The 26,884-nt window shown below is 64.2% G+C and carries 24 protein-coding genes, 1 tRNA gene and 1 riboswitch; of the genes, 8 read left to right on the top strand and 17 right to left on the bottom strand.

All coding sequences use genetic code 11. From position 1 onward, the window contains the following. Positions 1-304: 304 nt before the first annotated feature. Positions 305-1,084 (bottom strand): SDR family oxidoreductase, encoded by a 780-nt coding sequence (locus ACETPF_RS12720; RefSeq protein ID WP_373934867.1) that lies wholly within the window; start codon positions 1,082-1,084, stop codon positions 305-307. A 157-nt stretch (positions 1,085-1,241) separates the two neighbouring features. Between ACETPF_RS12720 and ACETPF_RS12715 the strand changes: the two genes are divergently transcribed. Further along, positions 1,242-1,616 (top strand): DUF1330 domain-containing protein, encoded by a 375-nt coding sequence (locus ACETPF_RS12715; RefSeq protein ID WP_373934866.1) that lies wholly within the window; start codon positions 1,242-1,244, stop codon positions 1,614-1,616. Positions 1,617-1,678: 62 nt separating this feature from the next. Here the strand turns inward: ACETPF_RS12715 and ACETPF_RS12710 are convergent, their stop codons facing one another. The 7 genes from ACETPF_RS12710 to ACETPF_RS12680 form a co-directional block, all read right to left on the bottom strand. Beyond that, the gene (locus ACETPF_RS12710) at positions 1,679-2,443 is read right to left on the bottom strand and encodes an SDR family NAD(P)-dependent oxidoreductase (protein ID WP_373934865.1); all 765 of its coding nucleotides are present in this window, start codon (positions 2,441-2,443) and stop codon (positions 1,679-1,681) included. Between the two features lie 536 nt (positions 2,444-2,979). After that, entirely contained in the window at positions 2,980-3,384 is a 405-nt protein-coding gene (locus tag ACETPF_RS12705) for a VOC family protein (RefSeq protein ID WP_373934864.1), read from the bottom strand. Between the two features lie 88 nt (positions 3,385-3,472). Continuing rightward, complete coding sequence (locus ACETPF_RS12700) at positions 3,473-4,444, bottom strand: zinc-binding dehydrogenase (protein ID WP_373934863.1); 972 nt, start codon at positions 4,442-4,444, stop codon at positions 3,473-3,475. Between the two features lie 46 nt (positions 4,445-4,490). Further along, entirely contained in the window at positions 4,491-4,817 is a 327-nt protein-coding gene (locus tag ACETPF_RS12695) for a DUF1330 domain-containing protein (RefSeq protein ID WP_373934862.1), read from the bottom strand. Positions 4,818-4,836: 19 nt separating this feature from the next. After that, entirely contained in the window at positions 4,837-5,196 is a 360-nt protein-coding gene (locus tag ACETPF_RS12690; protein ID WP_373934861.1) for a DUF1330 domain-containing protein, read from the bottom strand. Positions 5,197-5,235: 39 nt separating this feature from the next. After that, complete coding sequence (locus ACETPF_RS12685) at positions 5,236-5,586, bottom strand: DUF1330 domain-containing protein (protein ID WP_373934860.1); 351 nt, start codon at positions 5,584-5,586, stop codon at positions 5,236-5,238. 15 nt (positions 5,587-5,601) lie between these two features. Then, positions 5,602-6,048, bottom strand: coding sequence for a nuclear transport factor 2 family protein (locus ACETPF_RS12680; protein ID WP_373934859.1), 447 nt, complete (start codon positions 6,046-6,048; stop codon positions 5,602-5,604). Between the two features lie 353 nt (positions 6,049-6,401). Here ACETPF_RS12680 and ACETPF_RS12675 point away from each other — a divergent pair, with 353 nt between their 5' ends. The 3 genes from ACETPF_RS12675 to ACETPF_RS12665 all read left to right on the top strand — a co-directional run bounded on the left by ACETPF_RS12675 (position 6,402) and on the right by ACETPF_RS12665 (position 11,265). Next, the gene (locus ACETPF_RS12675; protein ID WP_373934858.1) at positions 6,402-7,991 is read left to right on the top strand and encodes a GMC family oxidoreductase; all 1,590 of its coding nucleotides are present in this window, start codon (positions 6,402-6,404) and stop codon (positions 7,989-7,991) included. Between the two features lie 155 nt (positions 7,992-8,146). Next, positions 8,147-9,643 (top strand): aldehyde dehydrogenase, encoded by a 1,497-nt coding sequence (locus ACETPF_RS12670; protein ID WP_373934857.1) that lies wholly within the window; start codon positions 8,147-8,149, stop codon positions 9,641-9,643. Between the two features lie 29 nt (positions 9,644-9,672). Then, complete coding sequence (locus ACETPF_RS12665) at positions 9,673-11,265, top strand: GMC family oxidoreductase (RefSeq protein ID WP_373934856.1); 1,593 nt, start codon at positions 9,673-9,675, stop codon at positions 11,263-11,265. A gap of 50 nt (positions 11,266-11,315) precedes the next feature. Here ACETPF_RS12665 and ACETPF_RS12660 read toward each other — a convergent pair whose 3' ends face one another. Beyond that, positions 11,316-12,452, bottom strand: coding sequence for a GAF domain-containing protein (locus ACETPF_RS12660; protein ID WP_373934855.1), 1,137 nt, complete (start codon positions 12,450-12,452; stop codon positions 11,316-11,318). Positions 12,453-12,829: 377 nt separating this feature from the next. On the opposite strand from ACETPF_RS12660, the gene ACETPF_RS12655 reads away from it, so the two are divergent. Further along, complete coding sequence (locus ACETPF_RS12655) at positions 12,830-13,606, top strand: winged helix-turn-helix domain-containing protein (RefSeq protein ID WP_373934854.1); 777 nt, start codon at positions 12,830-12,832, stop codon at positions 13,604-13,606. A 260-nt stretch (positions 13,607-13,866) separates the two neighbouring features. Here ACETPF_RS12655 and ACETPF_RS12650 read toward each other — a convergent pair. Further along, a tRNA-Leu gene (locus ACETPF_RS12650) sits at positions 13,867-13,953 on the bottom strand. Between the two features lie 164 nt (positions 13,954-14,117). On the opposite strand from ACETPF_RS12650, the gene ACETPF_RS12645 reads away from it, so the two are divergent. Next, positions 14,118-14,597 carry a hypothetical protein gene (locus tag ACETPF_RS12645; RefSeq protein ID WP_373934853.1) on the top strand — a complete coding sequence of 160 codons (480 nt, stop codon included), beginning with the start codon at positions 14,118-14,120 and terminating at the stop codon, positions 14,595-14,597. 6 nt (positions 14,598-14,603) lie between these two features. Here the strand turns inward: ACETPF_RS12645 and gltB are convergent, their stop codons facing one another. From gltB to ACETPF_RS12615, 6 genes are all read right to left on the bottom strand, one after another. Beyond that, positions 14,604-19,142: a glutamate synthase large subunit gene (gltB, locus tag ACETPF_RS12640; RefSeq protein ID WP_373934852.1), complete on the bottom strand. Its 4,539-nt coding sequence runs from the start codon at positions 19,140-19,142 to the stop codon at positions 14,604-14,606. An 86-nt stretch (positions 19,143-19,228) separates the two neighbouring features. Beyond that, positions 19,229-19,936 (bottom strand): DUF2059 domain-containing protein, encoded by a 708-nt coding sequence (locus ACETPF_RS12635; RefSeq protein WP_373935057.1) that lies wholly within the window; start codon positions 19,934-19,936, stop codon positions 19,229-19,231. Next, positions 19,936-21,381: an NAD(P)-dependent oxidoreductase gene (locus ACETPF_RS12630; protein ID WP_373934851.1), complete on the bottom strand. Its 1,446-nt coding sequence runs from the start codon at positions 21,379-21,381 to the stop codon at positions 19,936-19,938. The genes ACETPF_RS12635 and ACETPF_RS12630 overlap by 1 nt, the downstream gene beginning before the upstream one ends. Positions 21,382-21,545: 164 nt before the next feature. Continuing rightward, positions 21,546-22,352, bottom strand: coding sequence for an undecaprenyl-diphosphate phosphatase (locus ACETPF_RS12625; RefSeq protein ID WP_373934850.1), 807 nt, complete (start codon positions 22,350-22,352; stop codon positions 21,546-21,548). A 109-nt stretch (positions 22,353-22,461) separates the two neighbouring features. Next, positions 22,462-23,388, bottom strand: a complete 927-nt coding sequence (locus ACETPF_RS12620) for a complex I NDUFA9 subunit family protein (protein ID WP_373934849.1) — start codon at positions 23,386-23,388, stop codon at positions 22,462-22,464. A gap of 105 nt (positions 23,389-23,493) precedes the next feature. After that, positions 23,494-24,072, bottom strand: coding sequence for a TMEM165/GDT1 family protein (locus ACETPF_RS12615; protein WP_373935056.1), 579 nt, complete (start codon positions 24,070-24,072; stop codon positions 23,494-23,496). Positions 24,073-24,164: 92 nt separating this feature from the next. Beyond that, positions 24,165-24,274: riboswitch (yybP-ykoY riboswitch) on the bottom strand. A 33-nt stretch (positions 24,275-24,307) separates the two neighbouring features. Here ACETPF_RS12615 and ACETPF_RS12610 point away from each other — a divergent pair. Both ACETPF_RS12610 and ACETPF_RS12605 read left to right on the top strand, forming a co-directional pair. Continuing rightward, positions 24,308-24,721 (top strand): DUF1801 domain-containing protein, encoded by a 414-nt coding sequence (locus ACETPF_RS12610; RefSeq protein WP_373934848.1) that lies wholly within the window; start codon positions 24,308-24,310, stop codon positions 24,719-24,721. Next, positions 24,718-26,289 carry an amidase gene (locus ACETPF_RS12605; RefSeq protein WP_373934847.1) on the top strand — a complete coding sequence of 524 codons (1,572 nt, stop codon included), beginning with the start codon at positions 24,718-24,720 and terminating at the stop codon, positions 26,287-26,289. Before ACETPF_RS12610 ends, ACETPF_RS12605 begins: the two co-directional genes overlap by 4 nt. 135 nt (positions 26,290-26,424) lie before the next feature. Here the strand turns inward: ACETPF_RS12605 and ACETPF_RS12600 are convergent, their stop codons facing one another. Further along, positions 26,425-26,826 carry a hypothetical protein gene (locus ACETPF_RS12600; RefSeq protein ID WP_373934846.1) on the bottom strand — a complete coding sequence of 134 codons (402 nt, stop codon included), beginning with the start codon at positions 26,824-26,826 and terminating at the stop codon, positions 26,425-26,427. Between the last annotated feature and the right edge of the window lie 58 nt (positions 26,827-26,884).

Here is a 26,884-nt window from a genome sequence, read left to right as displayed (position 1 = left end):
CGGAGGGGGGCTCCCTCCGGCACCGGCTTTCCATGATGTGCTGCGAGCCACGCTGGGCATTTGCAAGTGGCGATGCGCTGCCGATCTGCGGTGCCACGCACCGGCAGGATATGCCGGCGATGATCGAGCGTTTCGCAACTGGCGTGAGCGGCAATTTGCCGCGAGCCCAGCTACGCTCGACTATGCCTTCAAGCCAACGGGCGACCTGATCGCAAGGCTCGAGATCGCCTGACGGCGCGACCACTACCCGTCGCGCTGTCAGGCGATGGCGGCCGGTGGCGGAGGCCGCCGGCCGCCTTTCGTTTCAGATCGTCGGAATGGTGCCGCCGTCGACGACGATCTCGGTCCCGAGGATCGAGGCGACGGTATTGGCGAGGAGGAAGGCGACGACTTCGGCAATCTCGCGCGGCTGCGCGAAGCGTCCCAGCGGAACGCCGCCAAGCGAGGCGAACAGACTCTGCATCGCGGCCTCGCGGTCACCCCCGAAATTGGCCGATAGCCGATCGACCAGCCGCTCCATCGCGGCAGTCTGGATGCCGCCCGGTGCTACGCTGACCACCCGAACGCCCTTGGGCGCGAGCTCTTTCGAGAGGCCTTTGCTGTAGGTGGTCAGCGCGGCCTTGGCGGCGGCATAGGCGAGCGTCGCCTCGTGCAGCGGAAGGGTGCGCTGGATCGAGGAGATATGGACGATAACCCCCGAACCGCGAGCGATCATGGTCGGAGCTATTTCGCGGTCGAGGCGGACGGCGGAATAAAGATTCTGCGCGATATCTTTCTCCCAGTTTTCGTCGGCGAGGGCAGCAAATCCGCCCGGAGGCGCGCTCGATCCGCCGACGACGTTGACGAGACCGTCGATATGACCAAGCTTTTCGAGGGCAGCCCTTGCGATCGTCTTCGCGCCCTCGGCCTGCGACACGTCCGCCGCGATGAAATGGTCAGGTAGTTCGAGGTCGTCCGGTGCGGATCGCGCACTTGTAAAAACCTTGGCACCCGCCTCGCGCAGGTATCGCACGACCTCGGCCCCGACGCCCTTGGTCCCGCCGGTCACCAGGTAATTCTTATCGCGAAGTTCGTCAAAAATCATAGCTTTGTCTTTCCGTCTCAAGATGGAATGCCCTTGTGTCAATGTGTGGGCGGCAGAGGCAGCGGGGCTGCCGGTTTGACGCGGGCACTATAGCAGGCAATATCGCATAGCGAAATAAATTTCCGCAATATTGACGACGCGGCGTGCGTGCTTCAGCGTGCCAAAGCTGCCGTCCGCAGAGGCGGCATTGCTGGAGAAAACCATGCCCGCCTATCTCGTCTATATCTGTCAGAGCATCGAGGACCGCGAAGAACTGGAAACATACTGGCGCGAAGCGCCTCCCAGTTTCGCCGGCTACGATTTCAAGCCGCTCAGCGTCTACGCGCCATTCGAATTGCTGGAAGGCGGCGGCCCCGTCAAAGGTGTCGTTATCGCCGAGTTCGGCTCTATGGAAGAAGCCAGGCGCTGGTACTACAGTCCCGAATATAGCGCCGCACGCAAGCATCGCGAACGCGGGGCGCGTTATATCGGACTGCTGATCGACGGTGGAGTGATCGCCGATCCGAAACAACGCATGTCCGGCGACGCGTGATTTCCGCATGTTGGGAGGCCGACCTTCGGTTGGCGGCGGTGCGCCTGGCGGCCTCGATGCGGCTATCCCAGACCTGACCCGCTGAGCCAACCGCCGTCAACGACGACCGTCTCGCCCGTCACATAAGCTGCCGCGGGCGAGGCAAGAAACAGGGCAGCGCCCACCAGATCATTTACCTCGCCCCATCGTCCCAGCGCCGTGCGCCCGACGACGCGCTCTGAACTTTCCGGATCCGACCACACGGGCGCTGACATGTCGGTTTTGTGAAACCCCGGCGCGATCGCGTTCACGCGAATACCCTCGCGCCCGAAACGGTGCGCCAGCGTATGCGTCAAGCCCTTCAACGCCGACTTGCTCGCGGTATAGGCAACCATGACCGGGCTGCCGGTAAAGCAGATCATCGACACGATATTGATGATCGAGCCGCGCGACTGCGCCAGCAGCGGCCTTCCGGCGAGCGCCACGCGCAATGCGCCGTGCAGGTTCACATCGAGTACGTTGAGATAGGCGGCCTCGTCGAACGGCTCGTCGATCGACATGATGCCGGCTGCATTCACGATCACGTCGAGGCGAGCGAGCTTCGACATTCGGTCGGTGACGGCTGCGCCGTCGCGCACGTCCAGATGAATGAACTCCACGCCGCGATTGACGCTTTCGTCGCGGTTCGCCTGAATCTTCTGCTCCGAGGTGCCCGTCGCGATCACATTGCCGCCGAGCGCTGCAAATCCGCGAGCAAGCGCCAGCCCGACGCCGCTCGATCCGCCCGACACGAGAATTGTTTTGTTCGCGAAAAGATCACCGCGAAAACTGCCGACTATCGATTCCATTTGGATAATCCTCGAGACGAGCGTGCGTGCATCCGCTGCCGCATCAGCGGCCGGTGCAGTGTCACGCTCCGTATTCAGCTTCTCGTCCGCACCAACGCAGTGCCGATGTGGCGCGCCTCGCTTACGCGCGGATGACGCACCTGGCCCGGTCCGTTACAATTGCAGCATGGTCCGCATGTCGGCCTGCGGCTCGTCCGCGTGGTATCGCAGGAAGGGCACCGCCAAATGGAGGCGGCCTGATCGAACGCTGGATCGGGCGTTCGGGAGGGAACACGCCGACTTCGCGTCAACTCGCCGTCTCATCGCTGTGGCCGACAAGGTGTTGGCTCGGTCACAATCCCTGCGTTGGTGGAGGAAGGCGGTCTGCGTGCATCGCCCTGAAGCCGAACGGATTTTGAAAGCCCTGCGCGACGGGCGCATCGCTGGCGCCATCAAACGGCTTTGCGCCCGTAGAACGGGGCAATCCGTCTGGCCGCGACCAGACGTCTGGGCTGGACGAGCCGTGCCGGCCCGCCGCTGACTCCGTAGCGGGCGGTTCAGTCCTGGCTGGCGGCCATGCCCTGAGCATATTCAGGATTCGGCCAAAGGGCGCAGAATTTATTGCCTTCCGGATCGCGAATATAGGCGACGTAATTGCGGAAGGGCGAGCCTGGCCGCACCCCCGGAGGCCCCTCGCAGGTGCCGCCATTCGCCATTCCGCCCGCGTAAAAGGCATCCACCGCCTCGGGACTGGCTACCCGCAGACCGATGGTGACGCCGTTTCCGAACGTTGCGGCGTTACCGTTGCTTGGCGTGAGGACGACCAGCACTTTGCCGTCGCCGGTATAGCGGAGTCGGTTCGCCGCAGGCGTGCACACCATGCCCAAGGGGCTGAGCGCTGCGTCGAAGAAAGCGCGTGACTTTTCGAGGTCGTTCGATCCCACGGTGACATGATTGAACATCGATCATTTCCTTGAAACGAGGCCGAGGGGGCGGATCGCCATTTTCCTCGGCGTTGCGGGAGATATGCACATTGTCCTTGAGCCGCGCTCAGCGCGTGAGGACGATTTTTCCGCGCATCTCGCCCGTCCACATCTGGCGGAAGGCCTCATCGGCTTCGGTCATCGGAAGCACCGCGCCGACCGAGGGGGTGATCCCCGCGGTGCCGATGAAATTGATCAGACTGGCCATATCTTCGCGGGTGCCCATGACAGAACCTAGTATCGAGAATTGATGGCTGATGACCTTGAGCAGCGGGAGCGTGACCTCAAAGCCGGTCGTTCCCCCGACGACGACGATCGTGCCGTTGCGCACGACCGAGGCCAGGCTGTGCTCCCAGGTCGCCCGGCCGACATTGTCCACCACGATATCGGCCTTGCCAGGAAGCTGCTCGCCGGAATGAAAGGTGCGGGCGGCACCCAGGCTCTCGGCGAATTCGCGGCCTTCCTCGTCGCGGCAGGTGACCCACACCTCGGCGCCGGCGGCCTTGCCGAGCTGGATCAGGGCGGTGGCCATGCCGCCTCGCGCGCCTTGGACGAGCAGGCGCTGGCCCGGCAGAATGCCCGCACGCACGAAGAGCGAACGATAGGCCGTCAACCAGGCCGTGCCTAGCAGCGAAGCCACCTCGAGCGAGAGGCCGGGTGGCAAGGGCAGGGCATTGCGTTTCGGTACAGCGATATAATCGGCGAAGGTGCCCGGGAGCAGTTCGCTGAAGATATGCCAATGCGGGTCGAGTGTCTCGTTGCCGCGCCAATCGTCGCTGCCCACCACCGGGTAGATCGCAACCGCCGTGCCGTCGTCGAGATAGCCGGCGCCGTCGTTGCCGAGGATGAGCGGGAATTTGAGCGGTTCGGCATGATGCGTCACGCCTTGCAGCGTGAAAATATCATGGCGATTGAGGCTGGCGTGGCTGATCTTGATGCGCACCCAGCCGTCGTGAACCGCCGGCTCCGGCTGCTCGCCGATGTGCAGAGCGCTCAGCGGGTCTTCGCGATTGGGGTTGTCGGCGTAAACGGCGAACATCTCTGGGTGATCCTTGCATGATGTCGAACGGGGCGGCTTTGGCCGTTCAGAGGGCGACCTCGGGGAAGCGCTCGGCGAGCGGGCGCGAGCCGCCGTCGATGAGAACACCGGTATAGCTGTTGCGGATGCGGTGACCCCGAACACGCGCATATTCCGCGCTGTCGTACCATTTCTTGGCGATCTCGTATGACGGAAATTCGATAAGAACGGCGCCTTTTACCGGCTCATGCCCTTCGAGCACCTCATAGTCGGTATAGGCCGCGAGCACCTTATATTCGATGTCCTTTACCGTATCCGGAAAGGCCGCAGCATAGTCGGGATGCCCCTTCTTGTCGCGAAACTCATGGCAGAAATAAATGACGTAAGCGGGCATGGTCGCCTCCGTGATGCGCTCAGGCGACGGCGCTGCGGCGGGGTTTGAGCATCCGCGCTTCGATCGGCGTCGGCGTCCCGTCGCAAAGGAGCCCGATATAGTCCGCGCCCTTGTTCCGGTGGGCGCGCGCGATGGTGTAGGGCTCGTCATCGAACCAGCCGCGCGCCGAGGCCATCGATTCAAGCCCTTCGATATCGGGAAATTCGGAAATCACGATTCCTTCGGCCGGCATCTCGCCATCGAGGACTTCCATTTTCTGGTAGGCCGAGAGGACGCGGTGCTTGAGATGGTCATAGGTTCCCGTTTGGGCGTTCCAGTAATTCTCGAGTTCCTCGCGTTCCCAGACGTCGCGGCAAACATAGACAAGATAGGCAGGCATCAGATCGTCTCCGACATAGGGCAGGGGACCGGGCGGGGCTCAGGCGGCCTTGCGCGTGCGTCCGATCGTGTGAGGCATACGGTCCTTCGAATCGGTCCAGCGGCCGCCGTCGAGAGCGGCGCTGAAGAAGCGGGCCCCCTTTTGCAGGAGCGGGCGGATCGCCTGGAATTCGGCGCTTTGATAAAAGCTCCTTGCCGCATCGAACGAGGGGAAGCGCAGCAGATGGACGGCCTCGATGTCGCCCGTGCCTTCAAGCCGGTCGATCCGTCCGTAGCTGATGACGTCTTCGCTATCCTGGCCCTCGAGCGCCTTTTCAAGGCCGTTCCAATATTCGACCAGCGCGTCGCGATCGAGAATCTCGTGATAGATGAAGAGGAGATATCCGTTCATGATTCCGATCCCTCCTTATGCCGAAGCGGCGCCGACGGTGCGCAGTTCGGGCGTGGGCACGGCCTCGTCATAGAGTTTGTAGAAGGTCGCAATGTCGTAATGCTCCTGCCAATACGTGACGAGGCCCGTTGTTTCATCGAACTTGAGCACGATCGAGAAGGGCATGGTGAACTCGTTGGTGCCGATCACGAAGGTATTGCGCATGTCGAGCAGCACCGTCGTCCCGTTTTCAGCGACGTGCTTGATGTCGAAGGTGAGGCTGGTGACGCCCTCTTCCTCCTTCTCGTCATGATATTTCTGATAGAGTGCCTCGAGGGTCGCCTTGCCGCGAACATCGTCCTTGCCAAGCCCGACATAATGGACATCGTCGTGCAGCAGTTTGAAAAATTCGACGCGGTCCTCAGCCGTGATCCTTGGCAGGCTGTAAAATTTCCGGGCAAGTTCGATATAGCGCATAGTCATCCTCTCATTGTTGATCGGTCGCGGCTAGCAACACTGCCATGGGGGCGCATGGACCCGATACAGCGAACCTATCATGACATGACCGATATGCAAAACATAATTTCGACTAGCGGCATTGCGTGGAGGTATCGAATTTGTCGGATGCGCCTTTTTCCAGAGAGCGACGGTGATTCCTCGCCGTCTCACTCAAGCGCCCCTGTGGCTTGCGCGAAGCGACGGGCATCCCAATAATGCGCAACGGCGATCTGCCGCCTGGCGAAAAATAATTTCGCAAAACGCCAATTTCGATTTAGCGTAATGTGAACCAGATGAGGCGAGTCGGAAAAGTGGCGGCCATCGTTCAGGAGAGAAGAATGACCGACGTGACAGCGGATTATGTCATTGCGGGCGGCGGCACGGCCGGCTGCGTGCTGGCGAACAGGCTGAGCGAGGACCCGCAAGTGACGGTGATCCTTCTTGAGGCCGGCGGTGAGGCCACCTCCTTTGTCGCGCAGATTCCGGCCGGCTATGCGCGCCTTGTCGGCAATCCGCGGTTCGACTGGCTTTACGAAGCCGATGCCGATCCTACCACCGGGGGCCGCGTCCAATATTGGTCGGGAGGCCGTATTCTGGGCGGCGGCAGCTCGATCAACGGCCAGGTCTATATTCGCGGCACCGCGGCCGACTTCGATCATTGGCGTGATTCCGGGGCGCCGGGATGGGGATATGAGGACATACTTCCCTATTACAGGCGGATGGAAAGCTGGTCGGGGCGACCCGATCCGGCGCGCGGCGAGGCGGGGCCGCTGTCGGCCACCCCGATGCGAGATCCGCACCCTCTGAACCATCTCTTTCTAGAGGCATGCCGCCAGCGAGGACTCGTGACGATCGCGGACTATAATGCCGGGCAGATGGAAGGGGCCTATCTCACGCAGGTATCGCAGCGGCGCGGCTGGCGGTGCAGTGCCGAGAAGGCCTATCTGCGGCCGGCCCGCCGACGCGCCAATCTGCGGGTGATGACGGAGACCCGGGTCGACCGCATCGAAATCGCCGAGGGCCGTGCCGTGGCTGTCATCGGCAAGCGGGAGGGCGACGATGTTCGCATCACGGCCCGGCGCGAGATCATCGTGAGTGGCGGCGCCTTCGGCAGCCCCGCCATGTTGTTGCGGTCGGGGATCGGACCTGCGGAGGCGATGCGCGACGCCGGGGTTGCGCCGATCCACGAACTGCGCGGAGTCGGCCGCAATTTTCAGGAACATCCGACGGTCGGGGTGCACAAGCTGATCAATGTGCCAAGCCTCAACAGTGCGACAGGGCCGCTCGACGCGCTTCGCTACGCCTGGCAGTTCGCGTCGCGGCGCGGTGGCCCGCTGACGTCCTCGATCGTCCAGGCGATGGGTCTTGCCCGCACGCGTGGTGGCCTTGCCGAACCCGATATCCAGTTGCATTTCGTCCCGCTGAGCTTCGATATGCATCCCGATGGCCGCATCCTGATGCCCAAGGAGCCGGCGATGAATATTACCGCGTCGATCTGCCATCCCAAAAGCCGCGGTGAGGTTCAGCTCAAGCCCGACGGGAGTCCCCGGATCAGGCACAATTTCTACGGTGACCCGGCCGACCTCCAGACCCTTGTCGAGGCCGGCCGATTCATCGAGCAACTCTTCGCCGCTCCCGCTTTCTCGAAGATCGTCACCGGCGCGCGCATTCCGGCAACCACGCCGCAGACCGACGCGGAATGGGAAGGCTATATCCGGGAGACCTCGGGGATCGCCTATCATCCCGTCGGAACCTGCAGAATGGGAAGCGATGACGCAGCGGTGGTCGATCCCGCGCTCAGGGTCCGGGGGATTGCCGGTCTGCGCGTAGTTGATGCCTCGATCATGCCGCGCGTGACGAGTGCGAATACCAATGCGACGACGATCATGATCGCCGAAAAGGCTGCGGATTTGATAAAGGCTGCGTGATTTCGTTTCGCATAACGGAATTTAATTCCGCATATTGACCGGACCGCACAACTATGCGACCTTGGCCAGGTCTGGTGAAGCATGCGGCGGGCTTGTGCCCGCCCGGTGCTCCGGGCCAAGATGCCGCGCCTCGCGGCGTGATGGAGAGATGTTCGATGGTAACCCACGCCGATTTTGCCGATGTGCTCAAATATCCTGACCGCTTCTTTATCGACGGCGAATGGGTGAAACCCTCGAGCGACGCCCGGATCGACGTCATCTCGCCATCGACCGAGGAGCTCTTTTTCCGCGTCGGCGAAGCCGCGCCCGCAGATATGGAGCGCGCGATCGCAGCGGCGCGCAAGGCGTTCGACGAGGGGCCATGGCCGCGAATGAGCCATGCCGAGCGCGCCGGCTATCTCAAGAAGCTCGGCCAGGAACTGCGGGCACGGGCGAACGATGTCGGCGGCATTTGGACCAGCGAAATGGGCTCGCTCCATGGCGCCAACAAGCGAATGGTCCCGCTGTTTGCAGACGTCTATGATTTTCACGCCGCGATGGCGGACAGCTTTCCTTTTATCGAGGCGCATCGGCCGGCGCAGGGTGGCGCTGGGTATCTCGTCCGGGAGCCGGTCGGCGTCGTCGCCGCGATCGTCCCGTGGAATGGGCCGCTGATGCTCGCGAGCTGGAAGACGGCGCCGGCGTTGCTCGCCGGCTGTACGGTAATCCTTAAAGCGTCGCCGGAGGCGCCCGGAACGCTGCTGGCGCTTGCCGAGGCGGCCGAGGCAGCGGGTATTCCAAAGGGCGTTCTCAATGTCCTGACCGCCGACCGTGACGTGTCCGAGCTGCTCGTACGCGACCCGCGAGTCGACAAGGTGAGCTTCACCGGCTCGACCGCCGCGGGACGCCGCATCGGCTCGATTTGCGGCGAGCGCATTGCGCGCTGCACGCTCGAGCTTGGCGGCAAATCGCCGGCCATTCTTCTGGACGACTATGACATTGGCACCTTCGCCGCATCGATCGCCGCCTCGACGACCATTCTGACCGGGCAGGTCTGCGCGGCGCTGACCCGGATCATTGTCACCCGTGCGCGACACGACGAACTTGCCGAGGCGCTCAAGGCACGGCTCGACGATGTCAAGGTCGGAGACCCCTTCGCTGCGGAAACCCAGATGGGGCCGCTTGCCATGGCGCGCCAGCGCGACAAGGTCGAACATTATATCGGCAAGGGCGAGGCGGAAGGGGCGCGGCTGATAACGGGCGGCCGGCGCCCCGCGCATCTCGACCGGGGCTTCTACATCGAACCCACCTTGTTCGCGAATGTCGACAATGACGCAACGATCGCGCGCGAAGAAATATTCGGACCGGTGCTGGCCCTCATTCCCGCCGCCGACGAGCGCGATGCGGTGCGGATCGCGAACGAGAGCGATTTCGGGTTGAACGCCTCAGTGTTTACCAGCGACCCCGAGCGGGCGTTTGCGGTGGCGCGCGAGATTCGCTCGGGCACGGTGGCGCACAATGCGTTCCGCAACGATTTTTCGATCGCTTTCGGCGGCTTCAAGCAGTCGGGCATTGGCCGTGAGGGCGGCACCGAGGGGCTGCGACACTATCTCGAGACGAAAACCGTCCTGCTCGACGCGCCGGCGGCCTCGGCCGATGCGCTCGTCGCCTAGTCGAGACGGCAAGCGGGGCAGGGCGTCGGATGCGCGATTTCATCATTATCGGCGCGGGCAGCGCGGGCAGTGTTCTTGCGAACAAATTGTCGGTGGATCCTAGCCACCGCGTCCTGCTGCTCGAAGCGGGCGGCGATGCCGACCAGCTGCGTTTCAAGATCCCGGCGCTGGGGCCGCTGTCGGCAATCGGGCATGCCGACGCGGACTGGATGCTCTTGACCGAACCCGATCCCACTCGCGGCGGCCGGGTTGACCGGATGCCGCGCGGCAAGGTGATGGGCGGCTCTTCGGCGATCAACGGCACGATCTATGTCCGCGGCAATCGCGGGGACTATGATCATTGGGCGCAGCTTGGTTGCACCGGCTGGGACTATGATTCGCTGCTTCATTATTTCCGTGCCATCGAAGGCGCGCCGTCGAGCGTCGCCCCTGCCTATGGCACCGATGGTCCCCTGCCGATTTCGCGCACGCGCGGCGCGCATCCGCTTGCCGGGGTCTTCATCGACGCCATGCGCGAACTCGGCGTGGCGGCCAATGGCAACTATAATGGCGAGCAGCAGGAAGGCGCCGCGATCACCCATGTCAACCAGCGTCGCGGCTGGCGCTGGAGCGCGGCGCGGGCTTTCGTCGATCCGATCCGAAGTCGTCCCAACCTCGAAATCATGACCGGCTGTCTCGTCCGCCGCATCTTGATCGAGGATGGCCGCGCCGTGGGCGTGGAGTTCGAACGCGGCGGCACGATCAGCCGCGAACTGTGCTGCGGCGAGGTCATCGTGAGTGCGAGCGCCTATAATTCGCCAAAGCTGCTGATGCTCTCGGGCGTGGGTGATCCCGGGCAGCTTGCATCGCACGGCATCGAGGTCAAGGCTGCGCTACCTGGCGTCGGGCGCAATTTGCAGGAGCATCCTAATTGCGCGATCAAGGCCTATGTTTCGATCCCGACACATAATATGGAGCTGGGCCGGATTGCGAAATTGCGCCACGGTCTGCGCTTCGGGCTGACCGGAGCAGGCCCCGCGACTTACATCTTTCCGGCCATCTCCTTTGTCCGCCTGCGCCCCGAATCCGAATATCCCGATCTGCAATTTCATTTCGGTGCGTTTGCCGCAGACCCTTCGCCGCAGGGGCCCAAGATGCTCGAGCGGCCGGCCATCACGATCCAGCCCAACGTCAACCGGAGCCAGAGCCGGGGCTATGTTGAACTGCGTTCTGCCGACCCCGGTGCGCCTCCGGTCATCCAGCACAATATGCTGGAGAGCCGATACGACGTCGACACGCTCGTCGAGGGCGTGCGCTTTGGCCGCAAGCTCCTGCGAACGGCGGCGTTCGCGCCCTATTTCGAAGGCGAACACGCGCCAGGAGCGACGGTCGGCGACGACGCCGATTTGGAAGCCTATGTCCGCGCCAACACGAACCCCTGCTACCATGCCAGCGGCTCGCTCAAGATGGGCATCGATTCCATGGCGGTCGTCGATCCGCGGCTCCGCGTGCGGGGGGTCGCAGGCCTGCGCGTTGTCGATTCCTCGATCATCCCGCAGGTTCCTTCAGGCAATATCAACGCGATTTCGATGGTGATCGGGGCAAAGGGCGCCGCCATGATCCTCGCCGACAACCAGCGCTAGGGCCTGTCGCCGTCCATGCGCGGCGCTCGCCCATGGACGGTGGCCGCGGGTCAGTCCTGGCGCCGCGACCGGGAAAGCGGAGCGGCGGGCTTGCGCTGCTCTGCCGGGCGTCGCGCTTGGCGTTTGGCATATTGCAGCTGCCGCTTCGCATCGCGGAGCCGGATTTCGGCGCCGCCCAGCTCGGCCAGTTCGGCAAGCATTTTGCTTTGCCGCGCATCGAGACGCCTGGCGGCAAAGTCGATCACGCATAGGGAGCCGATCGCATAGCCGCCTTCGTCGCGGATCGGTGCGCCGGCGTAGAAACGGAACCCTTCATCCCCGGCGACCGCGGGATTGTCGGCGAAGCGCGCATCCCGACTGAGATCCTCGACGCTGAAGACGTCCTTCTGCAGGATCGTATAGTTGCAAAATGCCCAGCTGCGTGGCGTGTCGATCATGTCGAGACCGACGCGCGCCTTGAAGAACTGCCGCGTCGGCGTCAGCAGCGTGACGAGCGCGATCGGTGCCTCAAGCGTGTTCGCGGCTAGCCATACCAGCCGGTCGAAGGCATCCTCCGGGGCGCTGTCGATCAGGCCGGAACGCTCGAGCGCGACCAGACGCTGCTGCTCGTTGAGCGCGACAGGGTAGGGAAGATCCTTGCTATCCAAACGGGATAGCGGCGGATCGGACAGAAGGTCGCGCATCGCCGACGCGGCCTCGGAGGCTGAGAAGACGGTCCGCACCCCTTCGAGGCGAATATCTGAAAGCGAGGCGCCTGGAGCGACGAGAATGATGTGATCGGGGCCGATGTTTGTCGATGCGGTGATAGATGCGACGAACGCCGCAGCCTCGTCCGGGTCGCTCCCATCGATGATCAGGGCGGCGGGCCTGGTTTCGCCGATCGCGAGCAATGCCGCGCTCCGCCCATTGGCGATATCCAGCGTAAACTCCGGGGTCGAAGCCGCTGCTAACTCCAGCTCGCTGCGCAATTGTCCCGACGCGAGCGCAACGACGTGCGCGGAAGGGCGATCCGCGTCGGCAGGTGCGTCGGCGATGATCGCTTCTACATCGCGGCGATAGACCCGGCGATGGCCGCCCGGCGTCTTCCACGACGGCAACGACCCGCCTTCGATGAGCAACTGCGCGGTGCGCACCGAAACGCCGAGCAGCTTCGCGGTCTGCGCCGTCGTCATAATGTCGTCGTTCATCGCACCCCACAATCGTCCCGCCGCAGCGGCCCCCCACAAGCCGCTTGTAACAGTGCCGCGAGAAATCGGCAAACAAACATTCTTGATAGAAATGATAGATTTGATATTAAAGCTGACGCTTCGGTGATCCTGGCGCGCGCCCGCCAGGCTCAGGCGAGGCTTCGGTAAATAATCGGAGGGCTATTTCGCCGGCCCCGGTGTGCAAGGAAAATGATGACAGTCGCAGACACTCCCCACGCCATAGGATTTCGACCCCTGGCGACGTCCTGCGCTTTCCGGTTCGGCGATGTCGACGCTTTTGCGGGTCTTGCGTCTCCTCGTCCGATCGACCTCTCGGCTGTTCGGTCGCAGGCGGGAATAGTGACGGTGCGATGCAAATGAGCCTGGCACGTGATCAGGCAGGCGCGCTGGCGTGGGAAAAATCGATCGGATTGACGACGTGCCTCGGGCGCGTGCTCGTCGTCAGCAATGATCGGCACCTGCGATCGACCCTAGCGCAATTTCTCGAGCGCCATCGCTGCCAGACGGTCGAAACGTCGGGGGAAGACCTGCTTCGGCAGTTGGAGAGCGGCCGCTATGCGCTCGTCGTCGTCGACTTTGAAGCACTTGGTGCTGCGGGCTACGCGATCCTCGGCCGGATCCGGCTACAGAGCTGCGTTCCCCTGATCCTTATCGCGGACGCCGAGCGCGCCGATATCGATTATGTCCTGGGCCTTGAGCTTGGCGCCGACGATGTCCTGATGCGCCCCGTCCGGCCCAACGAACTTCTCGCCCGCGCGCGCGCCATATTGCGGCGTCAGGAAATCGGCCGCAACGTGGCAGGGTCCATGGCGATAAGGGGGTTTCGCTTCGATGGCTGGGAATTCGAGCACAGACGGCGACTGCTTCGTGACGCCGAAGGCGCTTTCCTCGAGCTCACGAAACGGGAGTTCACCCTGCTATCGGCGTTTCTCGAGGCCCCGCGCCGGGCCCTGAGCCGCGTCCATCTGATGCACGCGACGAGGACGCACGAGGATATCTACGATCGGAGCATCGACGTTCAGGTCCTGCGGCTGCGCCGGCGTCTCGAAAGCCGCCCGACCTCGCAAGGCTGGATCCAGACCGTTCGCGGCGTGGGCTATCGCTTCGATGCGAGCGTCGAGACTCTGTTCTGAGCGCGCCATTCGTTTCGGCGGGTTTCCAGACGATGGCGGGGGCTGTCCCCTCCGAGGAAGAGAGAAGGGATCGGCTGAACGCGTCTGCGGCCGTTCAACAGCGTGCGAATGTGCTGAGGCTTCCCCGGATTTGCGCGAGGCTTAGGAGATGGGCCGTTTCGGCGAAGGCCACTCGCCGATTTCTGTCAGAAGGGTGGGTTAAAACGTGGCCCCGACTGAGGTCGGCCTTTTTAATAAATCCAACGCTTCATGCGAAGGGTTGGTGCGGTCAAGAAGACTCGAACTTCCACGGCCTTTCGGCCACAACGACCTCAACGTTGCGCGTCTACCAATTCCGCCATGACCGCACATCAAACTGGAAACCGGCGGGGCCGGTGCCTTGGTAGGAGGCGGCCCTTAGCAAAGGCTTTTGGGTCATGCAACAACCGATCGCGATCGGTGTTATGATTAGCATTGCAGGTGACGCTGGCGGTGCGACGAGGCGCGGAGCCGGCGCGGGAGACGATGCGATATGCCGATGCCATTATGGATGTCGGGGGGCGTGACGGTGGCCGCTGCGGCGGTCATGGGGATGGGCCTGGGCAGCTACGCGACCAGTCCGCAGGGCTATTCGCCTGCCGACGAGCCGGCAATGGCCACGGCCGCCAATGATGACGCACCATCCTTCGTGGATGGCGGCGGCAGTGGGCAGGATGCGCCGGCCTTCATTCACTGCACCGGCTGCGGTCCGACGCTTGCCGAGCGGCGGTGGCAGGCGGACATGGCCGGTTATCAGCCCGACGACATTATCCGGGGGACCAGCGATCCGATAGTGGACGATTATCAATCGCGCGATGTGGTGGAGGAGGTCGCGCCGTCGCCCATCCATCAGCTGCCGCCCAACATCGTGCGTTTCGCCGCCGGGCCAACGCCATCGCCCGCCGTGGCGCAGCCGGCGATGGAGCCGCCGGCCGTCACCGCCACGGTGCAGCCGATCAGCGTCACGCCGTAACCCGCGTCACTCCGCCGCGACAACCTCTGCCGGATTGTCGCTGAGCGGCTGGGCGAGGCGGTTCACCATCTCCTTGGGGCAGACCTGCCAGATATAGCGCCGCCAGCGGTCCCAATCGTCGAGCACGGTGTTCGACCAGCGGCTGTCGGTGGCGACCGCATGTTCGGCGATCAGCGCCTTGACCTGCGCCTCCCAATAGGCGCTATCGAGCCGTTGCCACACGATGCTTTCGGGATTGGCCTGGGTCGGGAAGCTGCCATCCTCGTCGAGGATGAATGCCATGCCGCCGGTCATGCCCGCACCGAAATTCGCGCCGGTCTTGCCCAGAATAACCGCAGTACCGCCCGTCATATATTCGCAGCCGTTCGCGCCGCAGCCTTCGACCACAACCTGCGCGCCCGAATTGCGGACAGCGAAGCGCTCGCCGGCCTGGCCCGCAGCGAACAGCTTGCCGCTGGTCGCGCCATAGAGGACGGTGTTGCCGATGATCGTGTTATCCTTCGACGACAGCGGCGAGGAAACGGTGGTGCGGACCGCGATGATGCCGCCCGAAAGCCCCTTGCCGACATAGTCGTTGGCGTCACCGAATATTTCGAGCTTGATCCCCTTGCACAGAAAGGCGCCGAGCGACTGGCCGGCGGACCCGCGCAGACGGACGGTCAGATGGCCGTCGGCCAGCGTCGACATGCCGAACTTTTCCGTCACGGCCGCGGAAAGGCGCGTGCCCACGGCGCGGTGCGTGTTCCGCACCGTGTAGGTGAGCTGCATCTTCTCGCCGCGCTCGAACACGGCGCGAGCGTCCTTCATCATCTGCGCGTCGAGGCTGTCGGGCACCTCGTTACGCCATTCCTTCAACGAGAAGCGGCGCTGATCGTCGGGCGCATCGACCTTGGCGAGGATCGGATTGAGGTCGAGATCGTCGAGATGCTCGGCGCCGCGATTGACTTGCTTCAGCAATTCGGTGCGACCGATCACCTCATCCAGACTGCGGAAGCCCAGGCGGGCGAGGATTTCGCGCACTTCCTCGGCGATGAAGGTCATGAGGTTGATGACCTTCTCCGGCGTGCCGGTGAACTTCTGGCGCAGCTTCTCGTCCTGCACGCACACGCCGACCGGGCAGGTGTTGCTGTGGCACTGGCGCACCATGATGCAGCCCATGGCGACCAGGGACAACGTGCCGATGCCATATTCCTCCGCGCCCAGGATCGCGGCGATGACGATGTCGCGCCCGGTCTTGAGCCCGCCGTCGGTGCGGAGCTTCACCCGGTGGCGCAGCCCGTTGAGGGTGAGCACCTGGTTGGCTTCGGACAGGCCCATTTCCCAGGGCGTGCCCGCATATTTGATGCTGGTCTGGGGCGACGCGCCGGTGCCGCCGACATGACCGGCGACGAGGATGACGTCGGCATGCGCCTTTGCCACACCCGCCGCGACGGTGCCGATCCCGGCCTGGCTCACCAGCTTGACGCAGACGCGCGCGCGCGGGTTGATCATCTTGCAGTCGTAGATCAGCTGCGCGAGATCCTCGATCGAGTAGATGTCGTGGTGCGGCGGCGGCGAGATGAGCGTCACCCCCGGCGTCGAATGGCGCAGTTTCGCGATGAATTCGGTTACCTTGAAGCCGGGCAGCTGGCCGCCCTCGCCAGGCTTGGCGCCCTGCGCGACCTTGATCTCTATCTCCTCGGCGGAGCCCAGATATTCGGCATGGACGCCGAAGCGCCCCGACGCGATCTGCTTGATGACGGAGTTGGCGTTGTCGCCATTGTCATAGGGTTTGAAGCGGTTGGCATCCTCGCCGCCTTCTCCCGATACCGCCTTCGCGCCGATGCGGTTCATCGCGATGGCGAGCGTCTCGTGCGCCTCCGGAGAGAGCGCGCCGAGACTCATGCCCGGCGTCACGAAGCGCTTGCGGATTTCGGTGGTCGCCTCGACCTCGTCGATCGGGATCGCCTCGCGGGCGAAGTTGAACTCCATGAGGTCGCGCAGATAGACCGGCGGCAGGTCGCGCACGCCGCGCGAGAATTGTAGATAGGTCGAAAAGCTGTCGGTCGCGACTGCCGTCTGGAGCAGGTGCATGAGCTGCGCCGAATAGGCGTGGCTCTCCCCGCCCTGCCGCTGGCGATAGAAACCGCCGACCGGCAGACGCACGACCGCGGTGTCGAAGGCCGCTTCGTGGCGGAGCGTGGCGCTGTGGTGGAGCGAGGCATAGCCTTCGCCCGAAATCTTCGCTGGCATGCCGGGGAAGAGATCGTTCACCAGCGCACGGGACAGGCCCACCGCCTCGAAATTATAGCCGCCGCGATAGGAACTGATGACTGCGATGCCCATTTTGGACATGATCTTCAGCAGCCCTTCGTTGATCGCCGTGCGATAGCGTTCGACGCACTGGTCGAACGACAGGTCGCCGAACAGACCGCGCGAATGGCGATCGGCAATGCTGGCTTCGGCGAGATAGGCGTTCACTGTGGTCGCGCCGACGCCGATCAGCACCGCGAAATAGTGGGTGTCGAGCGCTTCGGCGCTGCGGACGTTGATCGAGGCGTAACTCCGCAGCCCCTTGCGGACCAGATGGGTGTGAACGGCGGCGGCCGCGAGCACGCCCTGGATGGCGACGCGATCGGTGCTGACGCCCTCGTCGCTCAGGAAGATTTCGGTGCGGCCTTCGCGCACCGCCTGCTCCGCCTCTTCACGGATGCGGCGGATCGCGGCGCGCAACTGCTCCTGCCCGCCGGTCGCGGGGAAGGTGCAGTCGATTTCCGCCACGGCCGGGCCGAAATAGGCCTTCAGCCGCGCCCATTCGACGCTGGTGACTACCGGCGAGTCGAGCACCAGCACATGGCTGTTCTGCGCCCCTTCCTCCAATATGTTGTGGAGGTTGGAGAAGCGGGTCTTGAGGCTCATGACATGCCGTTCGCGCAAGGAGTCGATCGGCGGGTTGGTGACTTGGCTGAAATTCTGGCGGAAGAAATGACTGATGGTGCGCGGCTTGTCCGAAATAACGGCGAGCGGCGTGTCGTCGCCCATCGAGCCGACCGCTTCCTTCGCATCCTCGACCATCGGACTGAGGATCAGCTCCATATCCTCCAGCGTCAGGTTGGCGGCGACCTGACGGCGGGTCAGTTCGGTCTTGTCCCATGCGGGCAGGGCGCTGGGCGCGTCGGCAAGATCGGCGACGGTCAGGAAGTCCTTGATGAGGTCGCCATAGGGGCGCTCTCCTGCAATCCGGTCCTTGATCGCGCGATCGTCGTATATTTCGCCCTCGTGCAGATCGACAGCGATCATCTGGCCGGGGCCCATGCGGCCCTTCTTGACCACGGTAGTTTCGGGGACCACAACCATGCCGGTTTCCGAGCCGACAATCAGTAGATTGTCGCCCGTGAGCGTATAGCGCAGCGGGCGCAGCGCGTTGCGATCGACGCCGGCAACGACCCAGCGGCCGTCGGTCATGGCGAGCGCGGCGGGGCCGTCCCACGGCTCCATGACGGAGGCGAGATAGTCGTACATGTCGACATGCGCCTTGGGCAGGTCGGCGCTGGCCGCCTGATAGGCTTCGGGCACGAGCATCAGCTTGGCCGTGGGCGCGTCGCGGCCCGAGCGGCAGATCGCCTCGAACACGGCGTCGAGGGCTGCGGTATCGGATGCGCCCGCCGGGATGACGGGCTTGATGTCCTCCGACTGTTCGCCGAAGGCGAGCGCCGCCATCTTGATCTCGTGGCTCTTCATCCAGTTCTTGTTGCCGCGGATCGTGTTGATCTCGCCATTATGGGCAAGCGTGCGGAACGGCTGGGCCAGCCACCATTGGGGGAAGGTGTTGGTGGAATAGCGCTGGTGGAAGATGGCGACGCGGCTCTCGAACCGATCGTCCTGAAGGTCCGGGTAGAAGACCGACAGGCTTTCGGCGAGGAACAGCCCCTTGTAGATGATCGAGCGGCAGCTGAGCGAGCAAACGTAGAAGTCGTTGATCTGCGCCGCGATCACCTTTTTCTCGATGCGGCGGCGGATCAGGTAGAGATCCTTCTCGAACTCGGCGACGTCGCGTTCTTCCGGCATCGGGCCGGCGATCATGATCTGCTCGATTTCGGGACGGGTGCGCTGCGCCTTCTCGCCGATGACGGACACGTCGACCGGCACCTGCCGCCAGCCATAGATGGTGTAGCCCGCGTCGATGATCTCGGACTCGACGATCGTGCGGCAGGTTTCCTGCGCGCTAAGGTCCGTGCGCGGCAGGAAGATCATGCCAACGGCGAGGCGGTTGGGGAGCGGCTTGTGGCCGGAGTCCGCGATGGCGTCGTCGAAGAATCGGACGGGCAGGTCGACATGGATGCCCGCGCCGTCGCCGGTCTTGCCATCCGCATCGACCGCGCCGCGATGCCACACGGCCTTCAGCGCATCGATCGCGCTGGCGACCACGCGGCGGGAGGGGCGGCCGTCGGTGGCTGCGACGAGGCCGACACCGCAGGCGTCGCCTTCCATCTCCGGGTGATACATGCCCTCAGCGGCGATCCGTGCGCGCTCTTCGGGAGTGGCCATGAAATTGGTGTCGGTCATGATGACTTACCCTTGCATGTCGCCGTCCCGACTTTTGGGCTCGGCTGCTTTCATTGCATTTGCTCGCCGGCATGCCGACGCTTTTTTCAGTTAGCCTTCTTGGCGTTGGCGCCGATCAACGTGGTAAGACGCTCGCGTTCGGCCTTTGTCAGATCGTTATAGGTCCGCGGCTTAGGCAGCTTTGCCAGTTCCTCAGCCGATGCTTTCATAATTTCCGGCATGGCCTGCATCATTTCAGGCATGATCTTCTGCATTCGACCGAGGTAATGCGGATCTGCGGCCAACTCCATGAAGCCCGCACCGAATTTGGCACCAACGGGTGTCTTAAGAAATGCAATGATCTGATCGAGTTCACCTGCGCTGTACCGAAAGGCGAAAGCCTCCGCCATACCTTCCCGCATGTCGGGTTCGTAGCGTCCCATGAAACGACCCATCGCCGGCATCATGGTGTTGACGATCACGTCCATACGCTTGCGGAAATTCGGGTCAATGATCGCCATCATTTCTTCGATTGTACCCTGACCAAGACTTTCCGCCTCGTCCGGATTTAAGCTTGCGACTTTCAGGAACTCGCGGATCGGCATCTTGGTCATGCCATCCATCATTGGCCCCATCATCTTCTGCATCATCGGCCCCATCATCTTTTCCATGGTGCCGTTGGGCAGGATGATGGCGGAGATCGGCCGAGCCTTGGAGAGCAGAGCGGGGTCGACAGGCTGGACAGCAGCCGAAACCGGAGACTGCGCCTGAGCGGCAGCCGGGGTCGCCAGCAAGAGGAAGAAGGCGGTGCGCATCATGCCGCAACCCTCTCACCGACCTTCGCCTTCGCGCCCAAATAACGATGCATATGCTCCGTCACGTCCCGCCCGTCGCGGATCGCCCAGACGACTAAGCTCGCGCCGCGCACGATGTCGCCGGCGGCGAAGACGCCGTCCAGCGATGTCATCATCGTCTTGTGATCGACGCGCAGCGTGCCCCACCGGGTGACGGAGAGGTCTTCCGCGCCGAACAGTTTGGGTAGTTCTTCGGGGTCATAGCCCAGCGCCTTGATGACCAGATCGGCGTCGAGCACATGCTCGCTGCCAGGGTCCGGCTCGGGCGCGCGGCGGCCGGAGGCGTCGGGCTGGCCCAGGCGCATCTTCGTCACTTTGACGCCGGTGACATGATCGACGCCCTCGAACGCGATCGGGGCGGTGAGCCAGACGAATTCGACGCCTTCCTCCTCCGCATTGGCGACTTCGCGCTGCGATCCCGGCATATTGTCGCGGTCGCGGCGGTAGAGGCATTTGACCGAGGTCGCGCCTTGGCGGATGGCGGTGCGCACGCAGTCCATCGCGGTATCGCCGCCGCCGATGACGACGACCTTCTTGCCCGTGGCGAGCAAGGTGCCGTCCTCATGCTCCGGGACCGCGTCACCGAAGCCGGCCTTGTTGGAGGCGGTCAAATAATCGAGCGCCTTCACCACGCCGGCCGCGCCGACGCCGGGCGCCTTGATGTCGCGGGGCTTGTAGACGCCGGTGGCGATCAGGATCGCGTCATGCTTCTGGCGCAATTGCTCGAGGGTCGCGTCGCGGCCGACCTCAAAACTCTCATGGAAGACGATGCCGCCGTCCTTCAGCCGCTGGATGCGGCGCATGACGACGTCCTTTTCCAGCTTGAAGCCGGGGATGCCGTAGGTCAGCAGGCCGCCCGCGCGGTCGTGCCGGTCATAGACATGCACCTCATGTCCCGCCGCGCGCAGATATTCGGCGGTGGTGAGGCCGGCGGGGCCTGCGCCGATGACGCCGACCGACTGGCCGGTGGGGCTGCCGGGGACGAGCGGCTCGACCCAACCTTCCTTCCAGGCGGTGTCGGTGATGAACTTTTCGACCGAGCCGATGGTGACGGCGCCATGGCCCGAAAATTCGATCACGCAGTTGCCTTCGCACAGCCGATCCTGCGGACAGATGCGACCGCAGATTTCCGGCATGGTGCTGGTCAGGTTGCTGAGTTCATACGCTTCGCGCAGCCGCCCCTCGGCGGTGAGGCGAAGCCAGTCGGGAATGTGGTTATGCAGCGGGCAGTGGGTCGCGCAATAGGGCACACCGCATTGCGAGCAGCGCGACGCCTGCTCCTCCGCCTTTTCGACCAAAAAGCTGCGGCTGATTTCGAGAAAATCGTCGGCCCGGTCATCGGCGGCGCGCTTGTCGGGATAGGCTTGGCCCAAGCCCACGAATTTCAGCATCGGATTGTCAGCCATGCAGCGTCCCCAAATATCGGTACGCCGATGGCATAGCAGAAAAACCCCCGGAGTCACGCGGATTCTCGCATATGTGTCATCATAGCTTACCTATTATCAGGCGCTAGCGAGTAAGTAAGCCAAATTCCTGTAATAATCTTTCAACTTATAAGTCCGATACGGCCCTATCTCGTCATAAGCCAGGTCAAGGCCGCCCCCCCGGCGATGACTCGATACCAGGCAAAGAGGCCGAAGCCGTGTCGTGATACGAAGCCGACAAAGCCCTTGATGACCGCGATCGCGACGAAGAAGGACACGGTGAAGCCAAGCGCGATGTCGCCCCATCCCACAGCGGCGCTGGTCAGTTGATCGCCCTTCTTGAGGAGTTCGAGCGTGGTCGCCCCAAGCATCGTCGGAATAGCGAGGAAGAAGCTGAACTCGGCAGCGGTGCGGCGTTCGACCCCCAGGGTCAGCGCGCCCATGATCGTCGCGCCGGATCGGCTGACGCCGGGAATCATGGAAATGCATTGGATGAAGCCGATGCCGAGCACACGCGCGACGGGGATGTCGGCGATGCCGTGGAAGCGCTGCTCCTTCACCGCCCTCTCGATGAGCAGGATGGCGATGCCGCCGGCGATCAGCGCCCAGGCGACCACCTGCGGCTCCCCCAATAGCTGCTCGATATGGTCATGGAGCGCGAGGCCGATCACGGCGGAGGGAAGGAAGGCGATCAGGAGGTTCCGCAGGAAACGCCAGCTGACAGGCTCGCGCCGTAGCAGCCCCATGCCGACTGCCCAGAAGGTGCGCCAGTAGAGCACCACCACCGCGAGGATCGCGCCAAGCTGGATAACGACGTTGAACGAAGCCCAGGTGGCGGCGTCATAGCCGAGCAGTTCGCTGGCGAGGATCAGATGGCCCGTCGAGGAGACGGGTAAGAATTCGGTCAGCCCCTCGACAATGCCCAGCAGGATGACGGTGAGGATATGATCCATGGGTGAGCGGGTTCCCAAATGGTGAGGTGTGCCGCTGTCCGGACAGGCTGGCACCCCTCCGTCTGGCCTGCGGCCAGCCGCCTCCCCTTTCAGGGGAGGACGTGGTGCTTCAGGCGCTGACGCGGCCGGCGAATCGGCCGTGCTTGCGGTAGCGGACCATCCAGCGGTCGGCGACTGCGCCCATCGGCGTCGGTGCGACGCCGAGCGCTTCGAGGCCCAGTGCGTTCGGCGCAACGACATTGTCGCGACCGAGCATGGCGAGTTGGTCGCGGGTGATGGGGCCGCCGGGCAGCAGGGCGAGCAGCGACGCGACGCCGGCCGGCACCTCGATCAGCGGCTTGGTCCGTCCGATCGCACCGGCGATCCAGCCATTGATCTCCTTCATCGACAAGGTCTGCGGCCCGCCGAGCTCAAAGGTCTTGCCGCCATGCTGGCCGGGATCGGCCGCGGCGTTGGCGATCGCTTCGGCGACATCGCTGACGAACACCGGCTGGAACCGGGTCGCGCCGCTGATTACCGGGATGACGGGGAACAGGCTGATGAGGTCGGCGAAGCGGTTGAGAAACTGATCCTCCGGCCCGAAGATGATCGACGGGCGGATGATCGTGGCGGTGGGGAAGGCGGCCTTGACCGCCGCTTCGCCCGCCGCCTTCGACCGGCCATAGGCGGACGGGCTTTCCGCGTCCGCGCCGATGGCCGAGACATGGACAAGCGCCCTTGCGCCCGCATCGGCCGCCGCCTTCGCGACGTTGGCCGCGCCCTGACGGTGGAAGGCGTCGAAATCGCCGGCGAGGATGCCGACCAGATTGACGACGATGTCGCTGCCCTGCACCGCATGGGCGACGCTGGCGGGCTTGCGGATGTCCGCCGCGACGAACTGGGTCTGGCCAAGGGCACCGAGCGGCTTGACCCTAAGCGCGGTCGATAGATCGCGCTGGGCGATGCGGACCCGGCCGCCGCGCGCCATCACTGCCTGCGCAACCTGCCGGCCGAGAAAGCCGCCGCCGCCGAAGATGGTAACCAGACTGTCCTTCATCACGCGCGTCCCATGTCGTTCAAGCTCCGGGGAATGACTCCGTGCCTCCCCCTTGCAACAGCCGCCGCGCGCTGACAACCGTCCCACGGGGATCGCATCGCCATTTCAGCCAAGCAGGCCGACAAGGTCGGCCAGCATCCAGAGGCCGAGCGCGAGGAACAGCAGCGCCGCGCCGACCTGAAGCGCGCGCATCGGCACCCGCTTCGCCAGCGCTTCGCCGAAAAGCACGGCGGGCACGTTGGCGACCATCATGCCGAGCGTCGTACCCATGGTGACGGCGATCAGATTGTCGAACCGCGCGCCGAGCGCGACGGTCGCCACCTGGGTCTTGTCGCCCATCTCGACCAGGAAGAAGGCGATCAGCGTGGTGACGAACACGCCAGCCTTCGATGGAGCGCGGAGCGGCGCGTCCTCGTCGATCTTGTCGGGGATGAGGGTCCAGCCCGCCATGGCGATGAAGGAAAGGGCGACAGCGTAGCGGAACCAGGGCTGGGTCAGCACGCCGGCGATCGAGTGGCCGACCAGCGCGGCGAGGAAATGATTGGCGATCGTGGCGGCAAAGATGCCGAGGATGATGGGCAGCGGCTTACGAAAGCGTGTTGCGAGCAGCATCGCCAGCAATTGCGTCTTGTCGCCCATTTCGGCGAGCGCCACCAAAGCGGCGGAGGTGAGAAGAGCGTCCATAGGCGTACCGGGGCCGGGCGGAATGCTAGACACAATGCCATCGTCGCTTTCCACCCGGCCGGACAGAAGCGTCGATGCCATTGGTCTCGCCCGATGCGGCCTTCGTGCCGCATCCCATATGCCATGGCCTCTCGGCCAAATATGTTGACATATGGCCCGTCCGCACGCGCGAACGGCTGGCTACTCCCCAGATGACGCGCTATCCCCTAGTCGAGCGGCAGGGAGATGGCAAGCCATGGGGCAGGCGAACAAGACGGTCGAGACCGATACGGGGGTCGAGGATTTCCTGGCGGGCGTCGCGCCCGAGGAACGGCAGGCGGACGGGCGCGCGGTCGCCACGCTGATGGCGCAGCTTTCGGGCGAGCCGGCGCGGATGTGGGGACCGAGCATCATCGGCTTCGGCCGCTACCACTATCGCTATGAAAGCGGGCGGGAAGGGGAAAGTTGCCGCATCGGCTTTTCGCCGCGCAAGGCGGAACTGGTTTTCTACATGCATGGGCTGGAGGACGCCGACTTCGAGACGCTGGGCAAATATCGGCGGGGGAAGGGGTGCCTCTATGTGAAGCGCCTCTCCGGGATCGACATGGCGGTCCTGGAGCGGCTGATCGTCAAGAGCCTTGACCATATGGACCGGACCTATCCCCGATGAAGATGCCGTTCGCGATCGCCGCTGCCCTGCTGTTCGCGCCGGCGGCGCAGGCGGGGATAGAGGACCAGGGCATAGCGTCGCTCTCCGCGGACCTCGCAAGCGGGCGCACCAGCAGCGAGAAGGTGGTGCGCGCTTACCTCAAGCGGATCGCGGCGATGGACCGGCAGGGGCCACGGCTCAACAGCGTCCTCGCCATCAATCCCGATGCGATGGCGCAGGCGCGGACACTGGATGCGGAGCGGCGGGCGGGAACGCTGCGCGGGCCGCTGCATGGCGTGCCTATCCTGCTCAAGGACAATATCGAGGCGGCGGGGATGCCGACCACGGCGGGATCGCTGGCGCTGGCGCGGAGCGATCCCGGCCGCGACTCGCCGGTCGCGGTGGCGCTCAAGGCGAAGGGCGCGATCATCCTCGGCAAGACGAACCTGTCCGAATGGGCCAATTTCCGGTCGGAACGGTCGATGAGCGGGTGGAGCGCGGTGGGGGGCCTAACGCGCAATCCTTATGCGCTCGACCGCACCACCTGCGGATCGTCGAGCGGATCGGGCGCGGCGGTGGCGGCGGGATTTGCGCCGGCCGCGATCGGCAGCGAGACCAACGGGTCGATCATCTGCCCTTCATCGATGATGGGGCTGGTGGGGTTGAAGCCCACGATCGGGCTGGTTCCGCGCACCCATATCGTCCCGATCAGCCATAGCCAGGATACCGCCGGGCCGATGGCGCGCAGCGTGCGCGACGTGGCGATCCTGTTCTCCGCGCTGATCGCAAGCGATCCGGGCGACCCGACCACTGTCGACGCGATGGCCCATGCGGGCGACTATGCCGCCGCGATCGACCCAATGAAGATCAGGGGGATGCGGATCGGGGTGCTGCGCGGCGGCGCGCAGCCGGAACTGCTGGCCCGGTACGAGGCCGCCCTGGCGGTGCTGAAGGGGCTGGGCGCGACCTTGGTGGAGGTCAAGAAGCCGGCGATGGAGGGCATGTCGGACGCGAGCTACGAGGTGCTGAAATATGAGTTCAAGGCCGACGTGAACGCCTATCTCGCCTCCACCCGGCCCGATCAGGTCGCGAGCCGGACGCTGGCCGACCTCATCGCCTTTGATACCGCGCAGGCTGACAAGGAAATGCCGCTGTTCGGACAGGACATATTCGTCGCGTCGCAGGCCAAGGCCGGGCTTGACGATGCGGCCTACAAAGCGGCGCGGGAGAAGTCGCTACTGCTCGCGGGGCGTGAGGGGATCGACGCCATGCTGGCGGGCAACCATGTCGATCTGCTGGTGACGATCAGCTACGGGCCGGCATGGCCGTCGGACACGGTGTGGGGCGACCAATATGAGGGGCCGGGCGGATCGACCGGGCCGGCGGCGATCGCGGGATATCCGCATCTGACGGTGCCGATGGGGCTGGTACGCGGATTGCCGGTGGGGTTGAGCTTCATCGCCGGGGCCTATGCCGAGCAAAGGCTCCTGGATGCGGGCTATGCCTATGAGCAGGCGGCGGGGCTGCGGTTGCGTCCCGATTTCCGCGCGACGGTGGATGAAGGCGCGGCGCTGGAGGGGGCGCGGTAGGGCATTGTGCCTACCCCGTGAACCGCTCGCCCTGAGCCTGTCGAAGGGCTGCACTTTGTTCTGAAGAAGAGTGCTTCGACAGGCTCAGCCCGAACGGAAATGAGTGTAATCCCGACTTAAGCGCGATGCTCCAACTCACGGTTCGCCGCGGCTTTCCTGCATTCTCCGTTCGGCGAACCATTGTTCCAGCATCTTGGCGGTGCAGCCGGTGAAGCCGTTGCTGCCGATCACCGAACAGCTGTTGGGCAGCGTCTGGCGCTGGACCTGCTCCATCGTCGCGACCTGGCTGCCCCAGCCCGGGCCGCCGGCGACGGCGGGCTTTTCGCGCAGCTTCTTGGGGATGCGGTAGCGTTCGGATTCGGGGCGGCGGGCGCAGACGACGATTTCGTCGCCCTCACCCTGCGGACAGGGATCGTCGCCATAGACGGTGAGGTTCTGGATGCGCTGGGGCGGGGGCGCGGGCTGCGCGACAGCCGGGGTCGTCAGCGCGAGCAGGGGAAGAAGCAACAGGGGCCGCATCGGATCGCCTTTCTTCATGCCCCGTTTCGAGCGGCGCGCCCCCGCGCCATGTCCATCCGCATGACGGCGCGAGGCG

It is taken from the genome of Sphingobium agrisoli (genome assembly GCF_041877245.1).
GTDB lineage: Bacteria > Pseudomonadota > Alphaproteobacteria > Sphingomonadales > Sphingomonadaceae > Sphingobium.
This window is presented reverse-complemented; position numbering and strand designations above follow the sequence as displayed.

Excerpts from the sequence above, each read along its gene's own strand:
- ACETPF_RS12605 (WP_373934847.1), top strand. The coding sequence starts at position 24,718 with ATGAAGATGCCGTTCGCGATCGCCGCTGCCCTGCTGTTCGCGCCGGCG.
- ACETPF_RS12660 (WP_373934855.1), bottom strand. The coding sequence starts at position 12,452 with ATGAACGACGACATTATGACGACGGCGCAGACCGCGAAGCTGCTCGGC.
- ACETPF_RS12625 (WP_373934850.1), bottom strand. The coding sequence starts at position 22,352 with ATGGATCATATCCTCACCGTCATCCTGCTGGGCATTGTCGAGGGGCTG.
- ACETPF_RS12710 (WP_373934865.1), bottom strand. The coding sequence starts at position 2,443 with ATGGAATCGATAGTCGGCAGTTTTCGCGGTGATCTTTTCGCGAACAAA.
- ACETPF_RS12635 (WP_373935057.1), bottom strand. The coding sequence starts at position 19,936 with ATGCGCACCGCCTTCTTCCTCTTGCTGGCGACCCCGGCTGCCGCTCAG.
- ACETPF_RS12645 (WP_373934853.1), top strand. The coding sequence starts at position 14,118 with ATGCCGATGCCATTATGGATGTCGGGGGGCGTGACGGTGGCCGCTGCG.
- ACETPF_RS12630 (WP_373934851.1), bottom strand. The coding sequence starts at position 21,381 with ATGGCTGACAATCCGATGCTGAAATTCGTGGGCTTGGGCCAAGCCTAT.
- ACETPF_RS12695 (WP_373934862.1), bottom strand. The coding sequence starts at position 4,817 with ATGCCCGCTTACGTCATTTATTTCTGCCATGAGTTTCGCGACAAGAAG.
- ACETPF_RS12720 (WP_373934867.1), bottom strand. The coding sequence starts at position 1,084 with ATGATTTTTGACGAACTTCGCGATAAGAATTACCTGGTGACCGGCGGG.
- gltB (WP_373934852.1), bottom strand. The coding sequence starts at position 19,142 with ATGACCGACACCAATTTCATGGCCACTCCCGAAGAGCGCGCACGGATC.
- ACETPF_RS12610 (WP_373934848.1), top strand. The coding sequence starts at position 24,308 with ATGGGGCAGGCGAACAAGACGGTCGAGACCGATACGGGGGTCGAGGAT.
- ACETPF_RS12600 (WP_373934846.1), bottom strand. The coding sequence starts at position 26,826 with ATGAAGAAAGGCGATCCGATGCGGCCCCTGTTGCTTCTTCCCCTGCTC.
- ACETPF_RS12685 (WP_373934860.1), bottom strand. The coding sequence starts at position 5,586 with ATGAACGGATATCTCCTCTTCATCTATCACGAGATTCTCGATCGCGAC.
- ACETPF_RS12680 (WP_373934859.1), bottom strand. The coding sequence starts at position 6,048 with ATGACTATGCGCTATATCGAACTTGCCCGGAAATTTTACAGCCTGCCA.
- ACETPF_RS12705 (WP_373934864.1), bottom strand. The coding sequence starts at position 3,384 with ATGTTCAATCATGTCACCGTGGGATCGAACGACCTCGAAAAGTCACGC.
- ACETPF_RS12615 (WP_373935056.1), bottom strand. The coding sequence starts at position 24,072 with ATGGACGCTCTTCTCACCTCCGCCGCTTTGGTGGCGCTCGCCGAAATG.
- ACETPF_RS12655 (WP_373934854.1), top strand. The coding sequence starts at position 12,830 with ATGAGCCTGGCACGTGATCAGGCAGGCGCGCTGGCGTGGGAAAAATCG.
- ACETPF_RS12665 (WP_373934856.1), top strand. The coding sequence starts at position 9,673 with ATGCGCGATTTCATCATTATCGGCGCGGGCAGCGCGGGCAGTGTTCTT.
- ACETPF_RS12690 (WP_373934861.1), bottom strand. The coding sequence starts at position 5,196 with ATGCCTGCCTATCTTGTCTATGTTTGCCGCGACGTCTGGGAACGCGAG.
- ACETPF_RS12700 (WP_373934863.1), bottom strand. The coding sequence starts at position 4,444 with ATGTTCGCCGTTTACGCCGACAACCCCAATCGCGAAGACCCGCTGAGC.
- ACETPF_RS12675 (WP_373934858.1), top strand. The coding sequence starts at position 6,402 with ATGACCGACGTGACAGCGGATTATGTCATTGCGGGCGGCGGCACGGCC.
- ACETPF_RS12670 (WP_373934857.1), top strand. The coding sequence starts at position 8,147 with ATGGTAACCCACGCCGATTTTGCCGATGTGCTCAAATATCCTGACCGC.
- ACETPF_RS12620 (WP_373934849.1), bottom strand. The coding sequence starts at position 23,388 with ATGAAGGACAGTCTGGTTACCATCTTCGGCGGCGGCGGCTTTCTCGGC.